Here is a 14,232-nt window from a genome sequence, read left to right as displayed (position 1 = left end):
CTTATATAGAAAGGCATTTAGCGATTTTTGTCAATTGTTTTTTATCTAGAGCGAACTAATCAATTAAGTCTCTTGCCAGATAAGGATTTAGTCGATTTATGCCCCCCCTATCGAACCATAACAAGTAACGAAGAGCCAACTTAGTGTCAGCATTCGTCCCTCGCTTTTAGCGCGATGGGACGAATGCTGACTTTGTATATAGAAAATTCCCAAAAACTATGTTATCATAAACCGGTCTTGACCAATATTCCTTAAGCGATAACCGAGCTTCGACGGGTCATGTGGCCAGAAAAAGTATGGGTCTTAGGAACTAGGACTGCTGCCTAGGGACGGAAGGTAAGACTTGCTATCTTTCGAGGTAGAAAGCGCATCCCATTGAATCAGGAAGCTCTCAACGACCTTGAGAGTAGTTCACACCGAGAAGTTATACTAAATCCCTTTTTAATAGTGTGATTAACTCTCAAGTTATGAATTGTTTCTCCCCACACCCCACACCCCACACCCCACTATCCTATACTTTTTAAACAGGATTTAGTATTAGGTGATTGACCCCCTCAAAATCGGTAAAACCCCACACCCTACCCCCAGGAAAAACTTTTTGCCGCAAACCCTATCTATTGCTGATTTTCCAGATAATTACAGATTTGTTCTAATTTAGCCAGGGCTTTTCCTGACTGTAAACATTGTTGTGCTTGCTGGAAACCGGTGGGGATATCCGGGGCAATTCCACAGCGCCAAAGATAAAAACCACCGTTAAAAATTGCCGCATCGGTTAATTCGTTATTTTCTCCGGCTAATAAACCCTTTAATTTAGCGGTGAGCATCTCTAAAGATTCGAGGGGATAATCTGAGGGACAGAAGCCATAATCGCGAGGATTTAGGAAAAATCGCTGAAAGGAAGGGGGATCGGTGGGATTTCCCAGACCAATAATCGCCGTCCGATTACAGGCTAAATCACAACTGCCCTCTAATCCTTTCACAGTGGTGAAATGAGAGATATTTCTCAGGGCAAAAGTTTCGCGAAAACGCTCCTCGGTGGGGGGATGAACAAAACCCGATATCTGATGAATATTACCGACAAAAGGCGACCACATTAACTCTACCGTGGCCATGGGCGGACGTTTACCGATTTGCTCCCGATAGGTGATGAAATTCTGTACTAGAGGGAAATGGCGCGGAATATAGAAAAAAGTCAATCCTGTGGTGATTAAACAGTCTTTCACTGCTGCTAAGGATAATTGACTAAAATCTGCTCTTAATTGCTGCCAGATTTCCCTGAGGGAAATACCGTATTTAGTCGGCATTCGATCGCCCCCGTGCAGGACTACAGGAATCCCCGCCGCCGCTAAGATTAAAGTGGTGATCGGAGTAACTGGGGCAGTGCGAGAGCGTCCATCGTAGGGATTGCCAAAAATAGCGATCGGATGCTGAAAAGAGGCTGATTCTAGGGTTATTTGCGGGCCAAGCTCGGCGTAGGCATCAAGCATTCCCGCTAATTCATCGCTGGTGGGGCGTTTAATGCGATGGGCAATCATAAAAGCACCGATTTGGGCCGGGGTTGCCTCTTGGGTTAACATCATCTTGGTGGCCATCGCCGCTTCAGGACGGGTTAAATTTTTGCCCGTATGGGTGCCACTACCGATCGCTTTTAATAATTCTCGAAAAGTATCACTCATCTCAAGGAAAAAAATAAAGAGTAAATAGGGTTTGCTGAATAAATCTAAAAACCTTGTTGGATAAGACTTTTAGACTTGTTTTCCCTCAAAAAGTGCCGACCTTTGGAGTGATTGGGGGGAAAATTCCGGGACTTTTTCCCTGAAAATTAGGTAATTGACCACCTGAAAATCGGTAAAACCCCACACCCCACACCCCACACCCCACACCCTGCTCCTAGGAAAAGCTTTTTCAGCAAACCCTAAATAGGATTGATGGGGATTCTTAAGGCTGGACAGTGGGATTTTCTCAGCTTTTAACCAGACTTGGCTTCATTTGCCGCACTAATTGACAAAAATGAGCGATCGGTGGTATCTGTAGGCGATCGCTGGTGGTGACAAGGACTACCTGACGGGTGAGACGATGACTAAATTTACCATTATTAGGATGGGGATTTTCGCCACTAGGGGAAGCAAGAGGACGAATGGCGAGGGTGGCATCGCCACGAGCCTCCATCAGGGCAGATTGGGGCAGAAGAGCGATAATATTACCCTGACGCACCACACCGCGAAAAGCATCAAGGGTGTTTAATTCCATGACAGTTTTCAGGTGGGCATCCTGACGGGAAAACCATTCTTGTACTAATCTTTGCATTCCGTAGCCATCTTTGAAAACCACTTGCGGATAGGGGATTAATTCCGACCATGGCACTTCTTTGTATTGGGCAAGGGGATGATTAGCGGCCATGAGAATTTCGATCGCTTCTTCATATAATATTTCTACCACCATCTCCGGGCTAGAGGTGAGAAAACGATTATTCATTACCAAGGCCAGATCTACTAAACCATCCCGCAGCACTTTTAAGGCGCGATCACTGCCTAGGGCTGTAACTCTTAACTGAACTTCTGGGTATTCAGCACAAAATTTCGGCAAAATCGGCGGTAAATAATGGGCGCACACGGAATGAATCGCCGCCACGCACAATTCTGGCTGTTTTCCCGCCTGTAGGTCAGTGATTTCCTCGTGAACATTCGTCCATTCTTGACAAATTCGTTTCGCCCGGGGTAGCAATTTCTCCCCGGCAATGGTTAATTTCGCTTGGGCGGTACGATGAAAAAGAGGTAAGCCCAAATCGGTTTCTAGGGATTGAATCTGGCGGCTGATAGTCGATTGGGTGACTCCACACTGGCGCGCGGCTTGACCGAAATTGCCCGTATCGGCTACGGCTAAAAAGGCTTGCAACTGCTCGATCCGCATTCTTTCTGTTTTTAATTACATTCCGTCATGACCTTATGACAATAACGAATTTTATTCTGACTTTTGGTAGAAATTGCTACCGTTTTCTCAGTTATCAGCTTCTGAAGGCAAGGGGCAACAGGCACTCGTGCAAAAGACAGAATCTGGCAATTCTCCTACCTCAAAAGAAGGTTAGAAACTAAGCACATCAAAGCTTTTAGCTTAACCAATTAGGGTCTGCGGCAAAAAGTTTTTCCTGGGGGCAGGGTGTGGGGTGTGGGGTGTAGGGTTTTACCGATTTTGAGGTAGTCAGTTACCTAATTTTCAGGGCAAAAGTCCAGGGATTTTACCCCCGATCCCTCCAATGGTCGGCACTTTTTGAGGGAAAAAAAGTCTAAAAGTCTTACCCAACAAGGTTTTTAGATTTTTTCAGCCAACCGTAAATAGGATTGATGGGGATTCTTACGGCTGGACAGGGGGATTTTCTCAGCTTTTAACCAGACTTTGCTTCATTTGCCGCACTAATTGACAAAAATGAGCGTTCGAGAGGCTATCTATGTGTGATCGATCGCTTCTATTCGAGTTATCGAATTTTCCCAATCAAACCGATCCGATCGGTCTTCGTGCGGCCTGTTTTTGCTAGGTTAAAATCGTCCCCTGTGTTATTTTTCAATTTATGCCTTTACCGTCCCAATTAACTGCGCTCGTAGAAAGGATTGATCGAGAACTAGATCGCCTAGAAAGTGACGGGAGAGAAGCGATCAAAATCGGTACAGATCTGTTAAATCGTTTTCCCGATAATTTTACATTAATTCAATTGATGGCTTTTGTGAATACTAGCTTATTTTACGCTGATCGCGCAAGGAATCAAATCCGCGAGCGTGTGGAAAGTGTTGATCGATCAGAACCGACCCCAGCAAATTTACAGGAGGCCGGGGAAGATATCTCGATCGAGTTAGGACGTATTTTAGAGACTAGAATAAGGGTGACGCAGGTTAAAAATCGCTTGGAGGGTTTACGGTGATGGAAAGAAAAGAAACAGGACTAAATGAACGGGAACTAGAGGAAATTCTGGAAATGGCACGGGATGCGGCGGAAAAAGCCCGATCAATGTGCGAGGTAATTACAGAAAATTCTAAAAAATGGCGGGAGAGAGCGAAACAATCGCCGCAAGTGAGAGCGGGTGGCTGAAGTAACCGAACCGATATTTATTGGGAATAGTCAGGGGTTCGATCGATACGATAAACTAAACGATATCCACTCCAGAAAACCGCGATGGTTCAAGCGACCGAATATCTCTACATCGTTCGAGACGACGAGATTTTACGCGGGGAACCAATTATCAAAGGAACGCATACACCTGTCCGCGCCATCGTCGAAACTTGGCGTCTGGGAGTCGCTCCCGAAGAAATCCCCCTAGGAATGCCCCATCTGACGTTAAGTCAGGTCTTCAGTGCGTTGACCTATTACAGCGACCATCTAGAGGAAATTAACGCTTATATCGAGCATAACCGCATTCCCGACGACTTAATCGATCCGCTGCTAAAAAATTCGTGAATAATCTCTTCGGCATAAAGGAACCCTTGTCACATCGAAACATTTCCTTAAGATATAAGACCGAAGGTCCAGTCTGGATACAGAATTGATATACCTAGAATCGCTACTCTGGCTCACCCTCTAGGCCATTCCCTTCCAGACTGCTAGGCTATCAGACAAAATGAATAACAATCAAACTCCACGGAAACAAGGACTATACGATCCCCGATTTGAACATGATGCTTGTGGTGTCGGTTTTATCGTTCATAAAACGGGTAAAAAGTCCCACGATATTGTTGAACAGGCCTTAACAATTCTACTAAACCTCGATCACCGTGGCGCGTGCGGTGCGGAAAAAAATACCGGAGATGGGGCGGGTATTTTGTGCCAAATCCCTGACCTATTTTTCCGGAAAGTGACCAGCAATCTAGGTTTTACCTTACCGGCAGCGGGACAATACGGGGTAGGAATGCTCTACACGGCCCCCGATGCCGAAATTCGCGGGAAAGGTCGGCAGGAATTCGAGAAAATCGCCGCCGAAGAGGGGTTAAAAGTTCTCGGTTGGCGTGATGTTCCCACGGATAACTCCAGTTTAGGCAATTCGGCCAAATCTACCGAACCCTTTATCGAACAGGTTTTCATCGAACGCGATGCCAATTTAAGCGATGATCTGGCCTTTGAACGCAAATTATACGTTATTCGCAAACGTTCCCACCTCAGTCGTCAATCCTTTAATCGTTACTGGTATCCTTGCAGTATTTCTAGTCGTACCATTGTCTATAAAGGGCAATTAATGCCGGTACAGGTGGGTGACTATTTCCCCGATTTACACGACCCCGACTTTCAAAGCGCTTTAGGATTAGTCCATTCCCGTTTTAGTACCAATACCTTCCCCAGTTGGGAACGCGCCCACCCCTACCGTTATATTGCCCACAATGGCGAAATTAATACCCTGCGAGGTAATATTAACTGGATGCACGCCCGTCAGTCGATGTTTGCCTCACCCTTGTTCGGGGAAGACATCAAAAAAATCCAGCCGGTAATTAATATCGAGGGTAGTGACTCCTTAATTTTTGATAATGCCCTAGAATTAATGGTTTTATCGGGGCGTTCTCTCCCTCACGCTGTCATGATGATGATTCCTGAACCCTGGGCGGCCCACGAATCGATGAGTGATGAGAAAAAAGCCTTTTATGAGTACCATTCCTGTTTGATGGAACCCTGGGATGGTCCGGCCTCGATCGCTTTTACCGATGGTACGATGATGGGAGCAGTGTTAGACCGCAATGGTTTACGTCCTTCCCGTTACTACGTCACCAAAGATGACCTAGTAATCATGGCATCGGAAGCGGGAGTTTTACCCATTGAACCGGAACGCGTCGCTTTTAAAGGTCGTCTGCAACCCGGCCGGATGTTCCTTGTGGATATGAAAGAAGGTCGTATCGTGGCCGATGAGGAGATAAAAGAAGCTATTGCCAACGCTAAACCCTATCGCCAGTGGTTAAACGAAAATTTAGTCAATTTAGACGATTTACCAGCCGTTGAAACTGCGCCACCAGAAACTGCTGTTTCCCTAATTCAACAGCAAACCGCTTTCGGTTACACTTTTGAGGAATTACGTCTTTTATTAGCCCCCATGGGCCGGGATGGAGTGGAAGCAGTGGGTTCCATGGGTTCCGATACACCCCTAGCCGTCTTGTCCGATCGCCCAAAACTGCTTTATGATTACTTTCAGCAGTTATTCGCCCAAGTCACTAACCCCCCGATTGACTCGATTCGCGAAGAAATTATCACCTCTCCCATCACCACTATCGGCGCGGAGAGAAATCTCTTGGATCCGCAGCCCGAAAGCTGTCACCTGATTAAACTTAACTCTCCCATCCTCACTAACGCCCAATTAGCGCGTTTACAGGGCAATAGCGAATTTAAAACCGTGACTATTCCCATTCTCTTCGATCCCACTTCGGGAGTCGAGGGGATGCGTAGCACAATTGAGGCAATTTGTCAAGAGGTGGACGAGGCAATTTTAGCGGGCGCAAGCATTATTATTTTAAGCGATCGAGGTATCGATAAAAATCACGCCCCGATTCCCTCACTGCTGGCGGTTGCCGGTTTACACCATCACCTCATCCGGCAGGGAACCCGCACCAGAGTCGGCCTTGTCCTGGAATCCGGCGAACCCCGGGAAGTGCATCACTACGCCCTTTTACTCGGTTATGGTTGCGGTGCGATTAATCCCTATCTAGCCTTTGCCACCCTCGGCAGTATGATCGAGGAAGGTTTATTGGTAGGAGTTGACCACCAGAGTGCCTGTAAAAACTACATAAAAGCCGCCACCAAGGGCGTAATTAAAGTGGCCTCTAAAATTGGCATTTCTACCCTGCAAAGCTACCGTGGGGCGCAAATATTCGAGGCTATTGGCTTAAATCGATCGGTAGTTGATCGCTATTTTACTTGGACAGCTTCCCGCATTGAAGGGGCCGATTTAGAAATTATTGCCCGGGAATCCCTACTCAGACACGGCCACGCTTTCCCCGACCGGGACGTGAATGTGCATACCCTCGATATTGGCGGTGAATATCAATGGCGTAAGGACGGGGAAGCCCATCTTTTTAGCCCAGAAACCATTCACACCCTGCAACAAGCGGTAAAATTGGGCAAATACGACCTCTTTAAGAAATATTCCCAACTGGTCAACCAACAAAATCAAAAATTCTTCACCCTGCGGGGATTATTAACCTTTAAAAACCGGGAAAGTATCCCCATCGAAGAAGTGGAACCGATTGAAGCGATTATGAAACGCTTTAAAACCGGGGCCATGAGTTACGGTTCCATTTCCAAAGAGGCCCACGAATCCCTCGCTATTGCCATGAATCGTATCGGTGGCAAGTCGAACACCGGGGAAGGGGGCGAAGATTCCGAGCGCTACACTTGGACAAATGAACAGGGAGACTCGAAAAATAGTGCCATTAAACAGGTGGCTTCCGGCCGTTTTGGTGTCACCAGTCTTTACCTTTCCCAAGCGCGAGAATTGCAGATAAAGATGGCCCAGGGGGCAAAACCGGGCGAAGGCGGTCAATTACCGGGTAAAAAAGTCTATCCTTGGATTGCCAAAGTCCGTCACTCCACCCCCGGAGTCGGTTTAATCTCTCCCCCACCCCACCACGATATCTACTCGATTGAAGACCTAGCGGAGTTGATTCATGACCTAAAAAATGCCAATCGCGCGGCCAGAGTGAGCGTAAAACTGGTTTCTGAGGTGGGAGTTGGCACAATCGCCGCCGGAGTCGCTAAAGCTCACGCCGACGTGGTTTTAATCTCTGGTTTCGATGGTGGGACCGGCGCGTCACCCCAAACCTCGATTAAACACGCGGGTTTACCCTGGGAGTTGGGACTAGCAGAAACCCATCAAACATTGGTGTTAAATAATCTTCGCAGTCGCATTGCGGTGGAAACCGATGGCCAGATGAAAACCGGCCGCGATGTGGTGGTAGCGACCCTATTGGGGGCCGAAGAATTCGGTTTTTCGACCGCGCCACTGGTAACGTTAGGCTGTATTATGATGCGGGTTTGTCATCTTAATACCTGTCCGGCGGGGGTAGCGACCCAGGATCCGTTATTACGGAAGAATTTCATCGGGGATCCTGAATATACGGTGAATTTCATGAAATTTATCGCCCAGGAAGTGCGGGAAATTATGGCCGAATTGGGATTCCGCACCTTAAATGAAATGGTGGGGCGAACTGATGTATTAGAGCCGAAACAGGCGGTAGAACATTGGAAAGCGAAAGGAATTGACCTAACTCCGATTCTCTATCAACCGGAGGTAGCTCCAGAGGTAGGACGCTATTGCCAGATTCCCCAGGACCACGGTTTAGATAAGTGCTTGGATATAACCGTTTTACTGGATTTATGCAAGGATGCCATTGAAAAAGGCGAAAAAGTCAAGGCGACACTACCGATTAAAAATATTAACCGCGTGGTGGGGACGATTTTAGGCAACGAAATCACTAAACGTCACTGGGAGGGTTTACCCGAAGATACCGTACATCTCCATTTTCAGGGCAGCGCGGGGCAAAGTTTCGGTGCTTTTGTTCCCAAAGGGGTGACACTGGAGTTAGAAGGGGATGCCAATGATTATGTGGGTAAGGGTTTAAGCGGTGGCAAAATCATCGTTTATCCGCCCAAAGGTTCCACTTTTGTGGCCGAGGAGAATATTATCATCGGTAATGTGGCTTTATACGGCGCGACCAGTGGTGAGGTGTATATTTCTGGGGTTGCTGGGGAACGTTTTGGGGTGCGTAACTCTGGGGTGACTACGGTGGTTGAGGCTGTTGGCGACCACGCCTGCGAGTATATGACGGGGGGTAAAGTCGTTGTTTTAGGGCCTACCGGTCGCAATTTCGCCGCCGGAATGAGTGGTGGTGTCGCCTACGTCCTCGATGAGTCGGGGGATTTCGCCACTCGTTGCAATACCCAAATGGTGGCTTTAGAGGCGCTAGAAGGGGAAGAAATCGACGATTTACGCGAGTTAATTCAACGCCATGCTGATTACACCCAAAGTCAAAAAGCAGCCCTGGTTTTAGCAAATTGGTCGGAAATGTTGCCCCAGTTTGTTAAAGTAATGCCCAAGGATTATAAGCGGATGTTGCAGTGTATTAAAGAGGCGTTAGATTCCGGTTTAACCGGCGATTCTGCTCTCGATGCGGCTTTTGAAGCCAACGCCCGCGATGTGGCAAGGATTGGCGGTAGTTAGAGGTTAAGGGGGCTGAATAAGCCCCCTTTTTTTCAATAGACAAGTTAAAATAGAGGGTAGATGTTGTTTATAGACCTAACTCCTGTCATTCCAATGGACACACAAAACAATTTTCTCACCTTTGAAATTTTTGCATTTGACACTTCTAATCAATCTCATATCAAAACTCCTGATAATTTAGTCTATCTTCTCGCCTCGAATAATTCATTTTGGAATGGAACACCACAAATAGATTGTAACAGTCGCCAAATCAAGGATAATTTTATAGAAATTACAGTAAATCCAATTAAATTTGATCAAGACAGCAAAGATAAATGTATTACAGGTTTTTCAATTGTTGTAAAGGGAGAATATGGTTGTTTAGAACCTCAACGTATTCCAATTTTAAAATTTTTCAAAGACCAAAAATTAGAAAAACTGGATATAGTAAAAGACGAAATTTCTGAACAGATTGCTAATCAAATTTATCCTTGTATTAATCGTGTGGAACGCCGTTTAAGAGACTACATAACGAAATTCATGACAACCAAGATAGGAGTGGATTGGTGGACAAAGGTATCCACCCAAGATTTTAGAAAGAAAGTTGATCAGAGAAAAAATAATGAAAAAGAATTTGCAAGCCATATTGACAATCAACTCTATCTGATAGATTTTGATGATTTAGGTTCGATTATATACAAGCTTTCATCTGGTTGTACAACCAAAGAGGATTTAATTAAAGAAATTGATAGGCTTGAAGAAACTCCCGAAGCAATTCGTAAATTAAGAGAAAAAATTAAAAGCAACGGTGATAAGTTTTTTAAGGAATCATTTAAAGACAGAAATTTTCAATCTAATTGGGAGAAACTGTATAAAACCAGAAACAAAGTAGCTCATAATAATCTTTTTACCCAAAAGGAGTTGGACGAAGCCCAAAAAATATACCAAGACTTAATTCAAACAATCAAGAACGCGGAGCAGAAACTTGAAGGACTGATATTAACTACTGAAGAAGTAGGATTAATACAAGAAGAAGCAAATTCTATAGAAGATAGACAATATCCCATCGAAAAATTGATGGATATAGTAGGAAAGTTACCATCCAAAAAATTGATGGCTCCATTAAGAAAGTCACCATCCAAAAAGATGGATCTAGTAGGAAAGTTACCATCATGCCATTCTCTTATCACTCCTTCTGGCTTAAACTTAAGACGAATGAAAACCGAAAAATTGATGGATGCATTAAGAAAGTTACCATCCGAAAAATTGATGGATCTATTAAGAAAGTCACCATCTGACGGGTTCTTCGGTTTGTGCTATGCAATGGACGGAGTTATAAGGGATGAAACCCTTATAGAGAAGGACATTGATGCGATTTTGTCAATTGTTTTCGATCTAGAACGAACTAATCAATAGAACTCTTGCAAGATAAGGATTTAGTCGATTTATGCCACCCTTTAGGAAGTTGATGGGTGCTGCTACTGAGTCGGGATTCCTTGAGTGTGTAACACAGCAGAGTATGGCTATCGATTAGACATTTCAAGGCAGATACTCCGCGAAGTCTTGTAAGTGTTCTTTATCATCGGCTTAATTTTGCCAGTGGGAAATTATTATCGGTAATTAACAATTCTTCCCCTAGTTTGAGATTGTATATCAGTTCGGGCAGTTTGGCTTGAGCTTCTTGGAGAGAGACAATCATAATTTTACGGCAAGCGGGAAGATGAAAGGACTTTCTAGGCCGATAATACTAAATCCGTTGAGTAACGCACAGAAAACGGGTTTCTCCGAGAAACCCGTTTTCTACTCATGCAAAAATAACCAGATTTGTTATAATTTCTCGATTCTAACTGATCGACGCAGAGAAGGGATAGGCGAACCGAAAACCCTCTCCATTAAGGACTCGTGTTAAACTGATTAATCATGCTGGTGTCTAGAAGCGACCTATGCCAAACTTAACCTTAAGCAACGAACAAGTAATCGAATTAGTCAAACAACTCCCCGAAGCACAGCAACAGGAAGTTTATAAAATTCTCATCCTCAGTCAGTGGAGACAGTTGGAACCAGTATTTAACGAAGGAGCAGAAAGAGCTAGAATCGTAGCCAAAGAACGCGGCCGTGATTGGGATACTATGACCGAAGACGAGAGAGAAGAATTTATCGATGAAATCGTTCACGAAAAATAGTGACCTATGTAGTTGTTTTTGATACAAATATATTAATCTCTGCTTGGCTGTCTAAAAGCAGCCCTACATTTTCCTGCTTATCGTTAGCGAAGACGGGATCGGTATCTTCAGTAACCTGCCAAGAGATTTTAGACGAATTAACCGAAAAACTTCAGCAGAAATTTCAAATATCTGAACGGGGACTTAGAGAATATATCGCGGAAATTCGTCAATTTTCTAGCCTTGTTCCGATAACAAGACAACTGAGAGCGGTTCCCAACGATCCCGATGACGATATGATCATAGAATGTGCAATCGCTGGCAAGGCTACCCATATTATCACGGGAGACAAACATCTTCTTTCACTGGTTGAATATCAAAATATTCAGATCGTGAAAGCAAAAGACTTTTTGGACTTTTTAGATCGAAATAATAACCATGAATTATGAACTTTACTCAATGGGATTTTATTAAAAGATATTCGCGAAGCAAGATTATCCGCAGGAGACGTGGGGACATTGGTAGAAAAACATCAAATCGAGGGATTAGAAACCGGGTATAGTGTCGAATTTTTCGATAGGTTGGGAAAAACGATTACTGTTGTCACCCTGCCCGAAAATTCCCTCCGTTTCCCCACCCACGAGGATCGACCTTGACTCTACAGGACTGATATTTTCCCATCTTTAGCAGAATATCGGCATCTAGAAGAGGGTGCGATCGCACGGCAGTTATAGTTGAGAGGGTGTGTTACACTAGCCTTAAGGCACTGTGTAGGCCGTAATCGAATTACTTCTCAACAATCCATTATGATAAAAAATCTACGAGTTAGTTATGATGGAATGGTTTTCCGTCCCGAAGAAAAGATTGAATTAGAACCCAATACCCATTACATCATCCAAATTATTTCTCGGGAAGATCCACTAGAAAATAACCATAAAAATGCTTGGGAACTGTTAGAAGAAATGGCTGGCACCTATGAAGCTCCAGAAGATTGGTCAAGGGAACACGATCATTATTTATATGATACTCCCAAAAGAAATATAAGCGATGAATAAGTCCAAACTTTTTTTAGATACGGTCTTTATCCAAGCAATTCTCAATCCTCATGATCAATATCATCAAATTGCTATGCAGTTCCTCCCCTATGTAAAAAATGCAACAGCAGTTTGGGTTACTGAAGCCATTTTTATGGAGGTTGGTAATGCTCTTAGTCATTACAATCGTCCTAAGGTTTCTGCCTTTATCAAGCAATGCTATCAAACCGATAATTTATTCGTTGTTACTATCACTTCTACTCTTTTTCAAAAAGGCTTAAAGCTCTACGAATCAAGATCTGATAAAAGCTGGGGATTAGTAGATTGTTTTTCTTTTATTGTTATGGAAGAAAATCAAATTACCGACGCTTTAACTTCAGATGTTCATTTTATTCAAGCAGGTTTTCAAGCTTTACTACGATAATTAATTAGCGATCACCATTTAGTTAAAGATATAATTTTACGGCAAGCGCGAAGATGAAAGGATTTTCTAGGCCGATAATTTCTCGATTCTAACCGATCGAAGCCCGGAAGGTGTAGGCGAACCGAAAACCCTCTCCATTAAGGACTCGTGTTAAACTGATTAATCATGCTATTGTCTAGAAGCGACCTATGCCGAACTTAACCTTAAGCAACGAACAAGTAATCGAATTAGTCAAACAACTCCCCGAAGCACAGCAACAGGAACTATTTAGATTCCTCATCCAGCGTCAGTGGGGAAATATGGAAGCTATAACCGATTACGGAAGCCAACAGGCAAAAATCGTCGCAGCAGAACGCGGCTACGATTGGGATACCATGACGGAAGACGAAAGAGAAGAATTTATCGATGAAATCGTTCATGAGAAGTAGTGATTTATACTGTTGTCTTCGACACAAATATTCTCATATCTGCTGCGCTTTCTAAAAGCGGTAGCCCGAATAGTTGTTTTTCCCTAGCCCAAAGCAAACTGATTCGATCGGTCACTTGTCCAGAGATTTTAGGCGAATTATCCGAAAAACTTCTACTAAAAATCAAATTTCCTGAAGAACAAGTTAGAAAATACATTGAGGAAATTTGTGATGCTTCTAGCATTGTTTCTATAGGTGGAACACTTAGAGCCGTTCCCAATGATCCCGATGACGATATGATCATAGAATGTGCGATTGTTGGCAATGCGACCCATATTATCACGGGGGACAAACATCTTCTTTCACTGGTTGAATATCAAAATATTCAGATCGTGAAAGCAAAAGACTTTCTGGACTTTTTAGATCGAAATAATAACCATGAATTATGAACTTTACTCAATGGGATTTTATTAAAAGATATTCGCGAAGCAAGATTATCCGCAGGAGACGTGGGAAATTGGTAGAAAAACATCAAATCGAGGGATTAGAAAGGGGTTATAGTGTCGAGTTTTCCGATAGGTTGAGAAAAACGATCGCCCTACCAAAGACGTTGAATACCGTACCGATCTAAAATAGTATCTACACTAATAATCGGAATATTTTCAACAATGGCTTGAGCTACCAGAAGGCGATCAAAGGGGTCTTTATGATAAAAAGGAAGGGTGATCAGCGCATCCGTATGTTCTGGTGTGATGGCAAGGATATTAAATTGATATTGATTAAGGCATACGTCGATAAAATCTTTGTAAGATTGATGTAAAATGAGTTTACCGATACTGATTTTGATGGCGATTTCCCAATAGGATGCTGGGCTGATTAATATTTCGTTATTTTGGTTAATAATTAGGGTTTGCTGAATAATGGTAAAACCCTTTTAAAATAAGGCTTTTGACCTGTTAAAATCCGATGTTCATGCTGCGAAAATCCGATTGGGACTCTCAAAAACCTTGCATTATCCCTCTCGTAGTACATAAATTGGTACAAA

General features: G+C 43.8%; 17 protein-coding genes. 13 read left to right on the top strand and 4 right to left on the bottom strand.

From position 1 onward, the window contains the following. Positions 1-614: 614 nt before the first annotated feature. Together O9290_RS21305 and O9290_RS21300 are read right to left on the bottom strand one after the other, a co-directional pair. A complete protein-coding gene (locus O9290_RS21305; RefSeq protein WP_288058362.1) occupies positions 615-1,676 on the bottom strand; it encodes an anthranilate phosphoribosyltransferase family protein in 1,062 nt (353 codons plus the stop codon). A 286-nt stretch (positions 1,677-1,962) separates the two neighbouring features. Continuing rightward, the gene (locus O9290_RS21300; protein WP_002763558.1) at positions 1,963-2,910 is read right to left on the bottom strand and encodes a LysR family transcriptional regulator; all 948 of its coding nucleotides are present in this window, start codon (positions 2,908-2,910) and stop codon (positions 1,963-1,965) included. Positions 2,911-3,565: 655 nt separating this feature from the next. Here O9290_RS21300 and O9290_RS21295 point away from each other — a divergent pair. From O9290_RS21295 to O9290_RS21275, 5 genes are all read left to right on the top strand, one after another. Beyond that, positions 3,566-3,913 (top strand): hypothetical protein, encoded by a 348-nt coding sequence (locus tag O9290_RS21295; protein ID WP_002763560.1) that lies wholly within the window; start codon positions 3,566-3,568, stop codon positions 3,911-3,913. Continuing rightward, positions 3,913-4,080 carry a hypothetical protein gene (locus tag O9290_RS21290; protein WP_002785897.1) on the top strand — a complete coding sequence of 56 codons (168 nt, stop codon included), beginning with the start codon at positions 3,913-3,915 and terminating at the stop codon, positions 4,078-4,080. The genes O9290_RS21295 and O9290_RS21290 overlap by 1 nt, the downstream gene beginning before the upstream one ends. Positions 4,081-4,164: 84 nt before the next feature. Then, positions 4,165-4,446 (top strand): DUF433 domain-containing protein, encoded by a 282-nt coding sequence (locus O9290_RS21285; RefSeq protein ID WP_002763567.1) that lies wholly within the window; start codon positions 4,165-4,167, stop codon positions 4,444-4,446. A gap of 160 nt (positions 4,447-4,606) precedes the next feature. Continuing rightward, a complete protein-coding gene (gene gltB / locus O9290_RS21280; RefSeq protein WP_288058360.1) occupies positions 4,607-9,181 on the top strand; it encodes a glutamate synthase large subunit in 4,575 nt (1,524 codons plus the stop codon). Between the two features lie 93 nt (positions 9,182-9,274). Further along, on the top strand, positions 9,275-10,576 hold the full coding sequence (locus tag O9290_RS21275; protein ID WP_287662640.1) for a Swt1 family HEPN domain-containing protein: 1,302 nt from the start codon (positions 9,275-9,277) through the stop codon (positions 10,574-10,576). A 163-nt stretch (positions 10,577-10,739) separates the two neighbouring features. Here the strand turns inward: O9290_RS21275 and O9290_RS21270 are convergent, their stop codons facing one another. Further along, positions 10,740-10,859 carry a type II toxin-antitoxin system Phd/YefM family antitoxin gene (locus tag O9290_RS21270; RefSeq protein ID WP_002777099.1) on the bottom strand — a complete coding sequence of 40 codons (120 nt, stop codon included), beginning with the start codon at positions 10,857-10,859 and terminating at the stop codon, positions 10,740-10,742. Between the two features lie 244 nt (positions 10,860-11,103). On the opposite strand from O9290_RS21270, the gene O9290_RS21265 reads away from it, so the two are divergent. The 8 genes from O9290_RS21265 to O9290_RS21230 all read left to right on the top strand — a co-directional run bounded on the left by O9290_RS21265 (position 11,104) and on the right by O9290_RS21230 (position 13,818). Beyond that, positions 11,104-11,343, top strand: coding sequence for a hypothetical protein (locus O9290_RS21265; protein WP_052275296.1), 240 nt, complete (start codon positions 11,104-11,106; stop codon positions 11,341-11,343). Further along, positions 11,343-11,771, top strand: coding sequence for a putative toxin-antitoxin system toxin component, PIN family (locus tag O9290_RS21260; protein ID WP_288058357.1), 429 nt, complete (start codon positions 11,343-11,345; stop codon positions 11,769-11,771). The genes O9290_RS21265 and O9290_RS21260 overlap by 1 nt, the downstream gene beginning before the upstream one ends. A gap of 69 nt (positions 11,772-11,840) precedes the next feature. After that, complete coding sequence (locus tag O9290_RS21255; protein ID WP_288087517.1) at positions 11,841-11,978, top strand: DUF4926 domain-containing protein; 138 nt, start codon at positions 11,841-11,843, stop codon at positions 11,976-11,978. A gap of 150 nt (positions 11,979-12,128) precedes the next feature. Then, positions 12,129-12,377 carry a hypothetical protein gene (locus O9290_RS21250; protein ID WP_002738017.1) on the top strand — a complete coding sequence of 83 codons (249 nt, stop codon included), beginning with the start codon at positions 12,129-12,131 and terminating at the stop codon, positions 12,375-12,377. Beyond that, positions 12,370-12,780 (top strand): type II toxin-antitoxin system VapC family toxin, encoded by a 411-nt coding sequence (locus O9290_RS21245; protein ID WP_002750647.1) that lies wholly within the window; start codon positions 12,370-12,372, stop codon positions 12,778-12,780. Before O9290_RS21250 ends, O9290_RS21245 begins: the two co-directional genes overlap by 8 nt. A 188-nt stretch (positions 12,781-12,968) precedes the next feature. Beyond that, a complete protein-coding gene (locus O9290_RS21240; protein ID WP_002750644.1) occupies positions 12,969-13,208 on the top strand; it encodes a hypothetical protein in 240 nt (79 codons plus the stop codon). Continuing rightward, positions 13,208-13,636: a putative toxin-antitoxin system toxin component, PIN family gene (locus O9290_RS21235; RefSeq protein ID WP_288058350.1), complete on the top strand. Its 429-nt coding sequence runs from the start codon at positions 13,208-13,210 to the stop codon at positions 13,634-13,636. The genes O9290_RS21240 and O9290_RS21235 overlap by 1 nt, the downstream gene beginning before the upstream one ends. After that, the gene (locus tag O9290_RS21230) at positions 13,633-13,818 is read left to right on the top strand and encodes a hypothetical protein (RefSeq protein ID WP_125731736.1); all 186 of its coding nucleotides are present in this window, start codon (positions 13,633-13,635) and stop codon (positions 13,816-13,818) included. The genes O9290_RS21235 and O9290_RS21230 overlap by 4 nt, the downstream gene beginning before the upstream one ends. Here the strand turns inward: O9290_RS21230 and O9290_RS21225 are convergent. Beyond that, the gene (locus tag O9290_RS21225) at positions 13,786-14,028 is read right to left on the bottom strand and encodes a type II toxin-antitoxin system VapC family toxin (protein WP_353852162.1); all 243 of its coding nucleotides are present in this window, start codon (positions 14,026-14,028) and stop codon (positions 13,786-13,788) included. The two genes, O9290_RS21230 and O9290_RS21225, sit on opposite strands and share 33 nt — an antisense overlap. Positions 14,029-14,232: the final 204 nt, after the last annotated feature.

It is taken from the genome of Microcystis sp. LE19-41.2A (assembly GCF_027530405.1).
Classification (GTDB): Bacteria; Cyanobacteriota; Cyanobacteriia; order Cyanobacteriales; family Microcystaceae; genus Microcystis; species Microcystis aeruginosa.
This window is presented reverse-complemented; position numbering and strand designations above follow the sequence as displayed.

Bases quoted from the DNA above. Each gene is read 5' to 3' on its own strand.
- O9290_RS21305 (WP_288058362.1), bottom strand. From the start codon at position 1,676: ATGAGTGATACTTTTCGAGAATTATTAAAAGCGATCGGTAGTGGCACC.
- O9290_RS21300 (WP_002763558.1), bottom strand. From the start codon at position 2,910: ATGCGGATCGAGCAGTTGCAAGCCTTTTTAGCCGTAGCCGATACGGGC.
- O9290_RS21295 (WP_002763560.1), top strand. From the start codon at position 3,566: ATGCCTTTACCGTCCCAATTAACTGCGCTCGTAGAAAGGATTGATCGA.
- O9290_RS21290 (WP_002785897.1), top strand. From the start codon at position 3,913: ATGGAAAGAAAAGAAACAGGACTAAATGAACGGGAACTAGAGGAAATT.
- O9290_RS21285 (WP_002763567.1), top strand. From the start codon at position 4,165: ATGGTTCAAGCGACCGAATATCTCTACATCGTTCGAGACGACGAGATT.
- gltB (WP_288058360.1), top strand. From the start codon at position 4,607: ATGAATAACAATCAAACTCCACGGAAACAAGGACTATACGATCCCCGA.
- O9290_RS21275 (WP_287662640.1), top strand. From the start codon at position 9,275: ATGGACACACAAAACAATTTTCTCACCTTTGAAATTTTTGCATTTGAC.
- O9290_RS21270 (WP_002777099.1), bottom strand. From the start codon at position 10,859: ATGATTGTCTCTCTCCAAGAAGCTCAAGCCAAACTGCCCGAACTGATA.
- O9290_RS21265 (WP_052275296.1), top strand. From the start codon at position 11,104: ATGCCAAACTTAACCTTAAGCAACGAACAAGTAATCGAATTAGTCAAA.
- O9290_RS21250 (WP_002738017.1), top strand. From the start codon at position 12,129: ATGATAAAAAATCTACGAGTTAGTTATGATGGAATGGTTTTCCGTCCC.
- O9290_RS21245 (WP_002750647.1), top strand. From the start codon at position 12,370: ATGAATAAGTCCAAACTTTTTTTAGATACGGTCTTTATCCAAGCAATT.
- O9290_RS21240 (WP_002750644.1), top strand. From the start codon at position 12,969: ATGCCGAACTTAACCTTAAGCAACGAACAAGTAATCGAATTAGTCAAA.
- O9290_RS21230 (WP_125731736.1), top strand. From the start codon at position 13,633: ATGAACTTTACTCAATGGGATTTTATTAAAAGATATTCGCGAAGCAAG.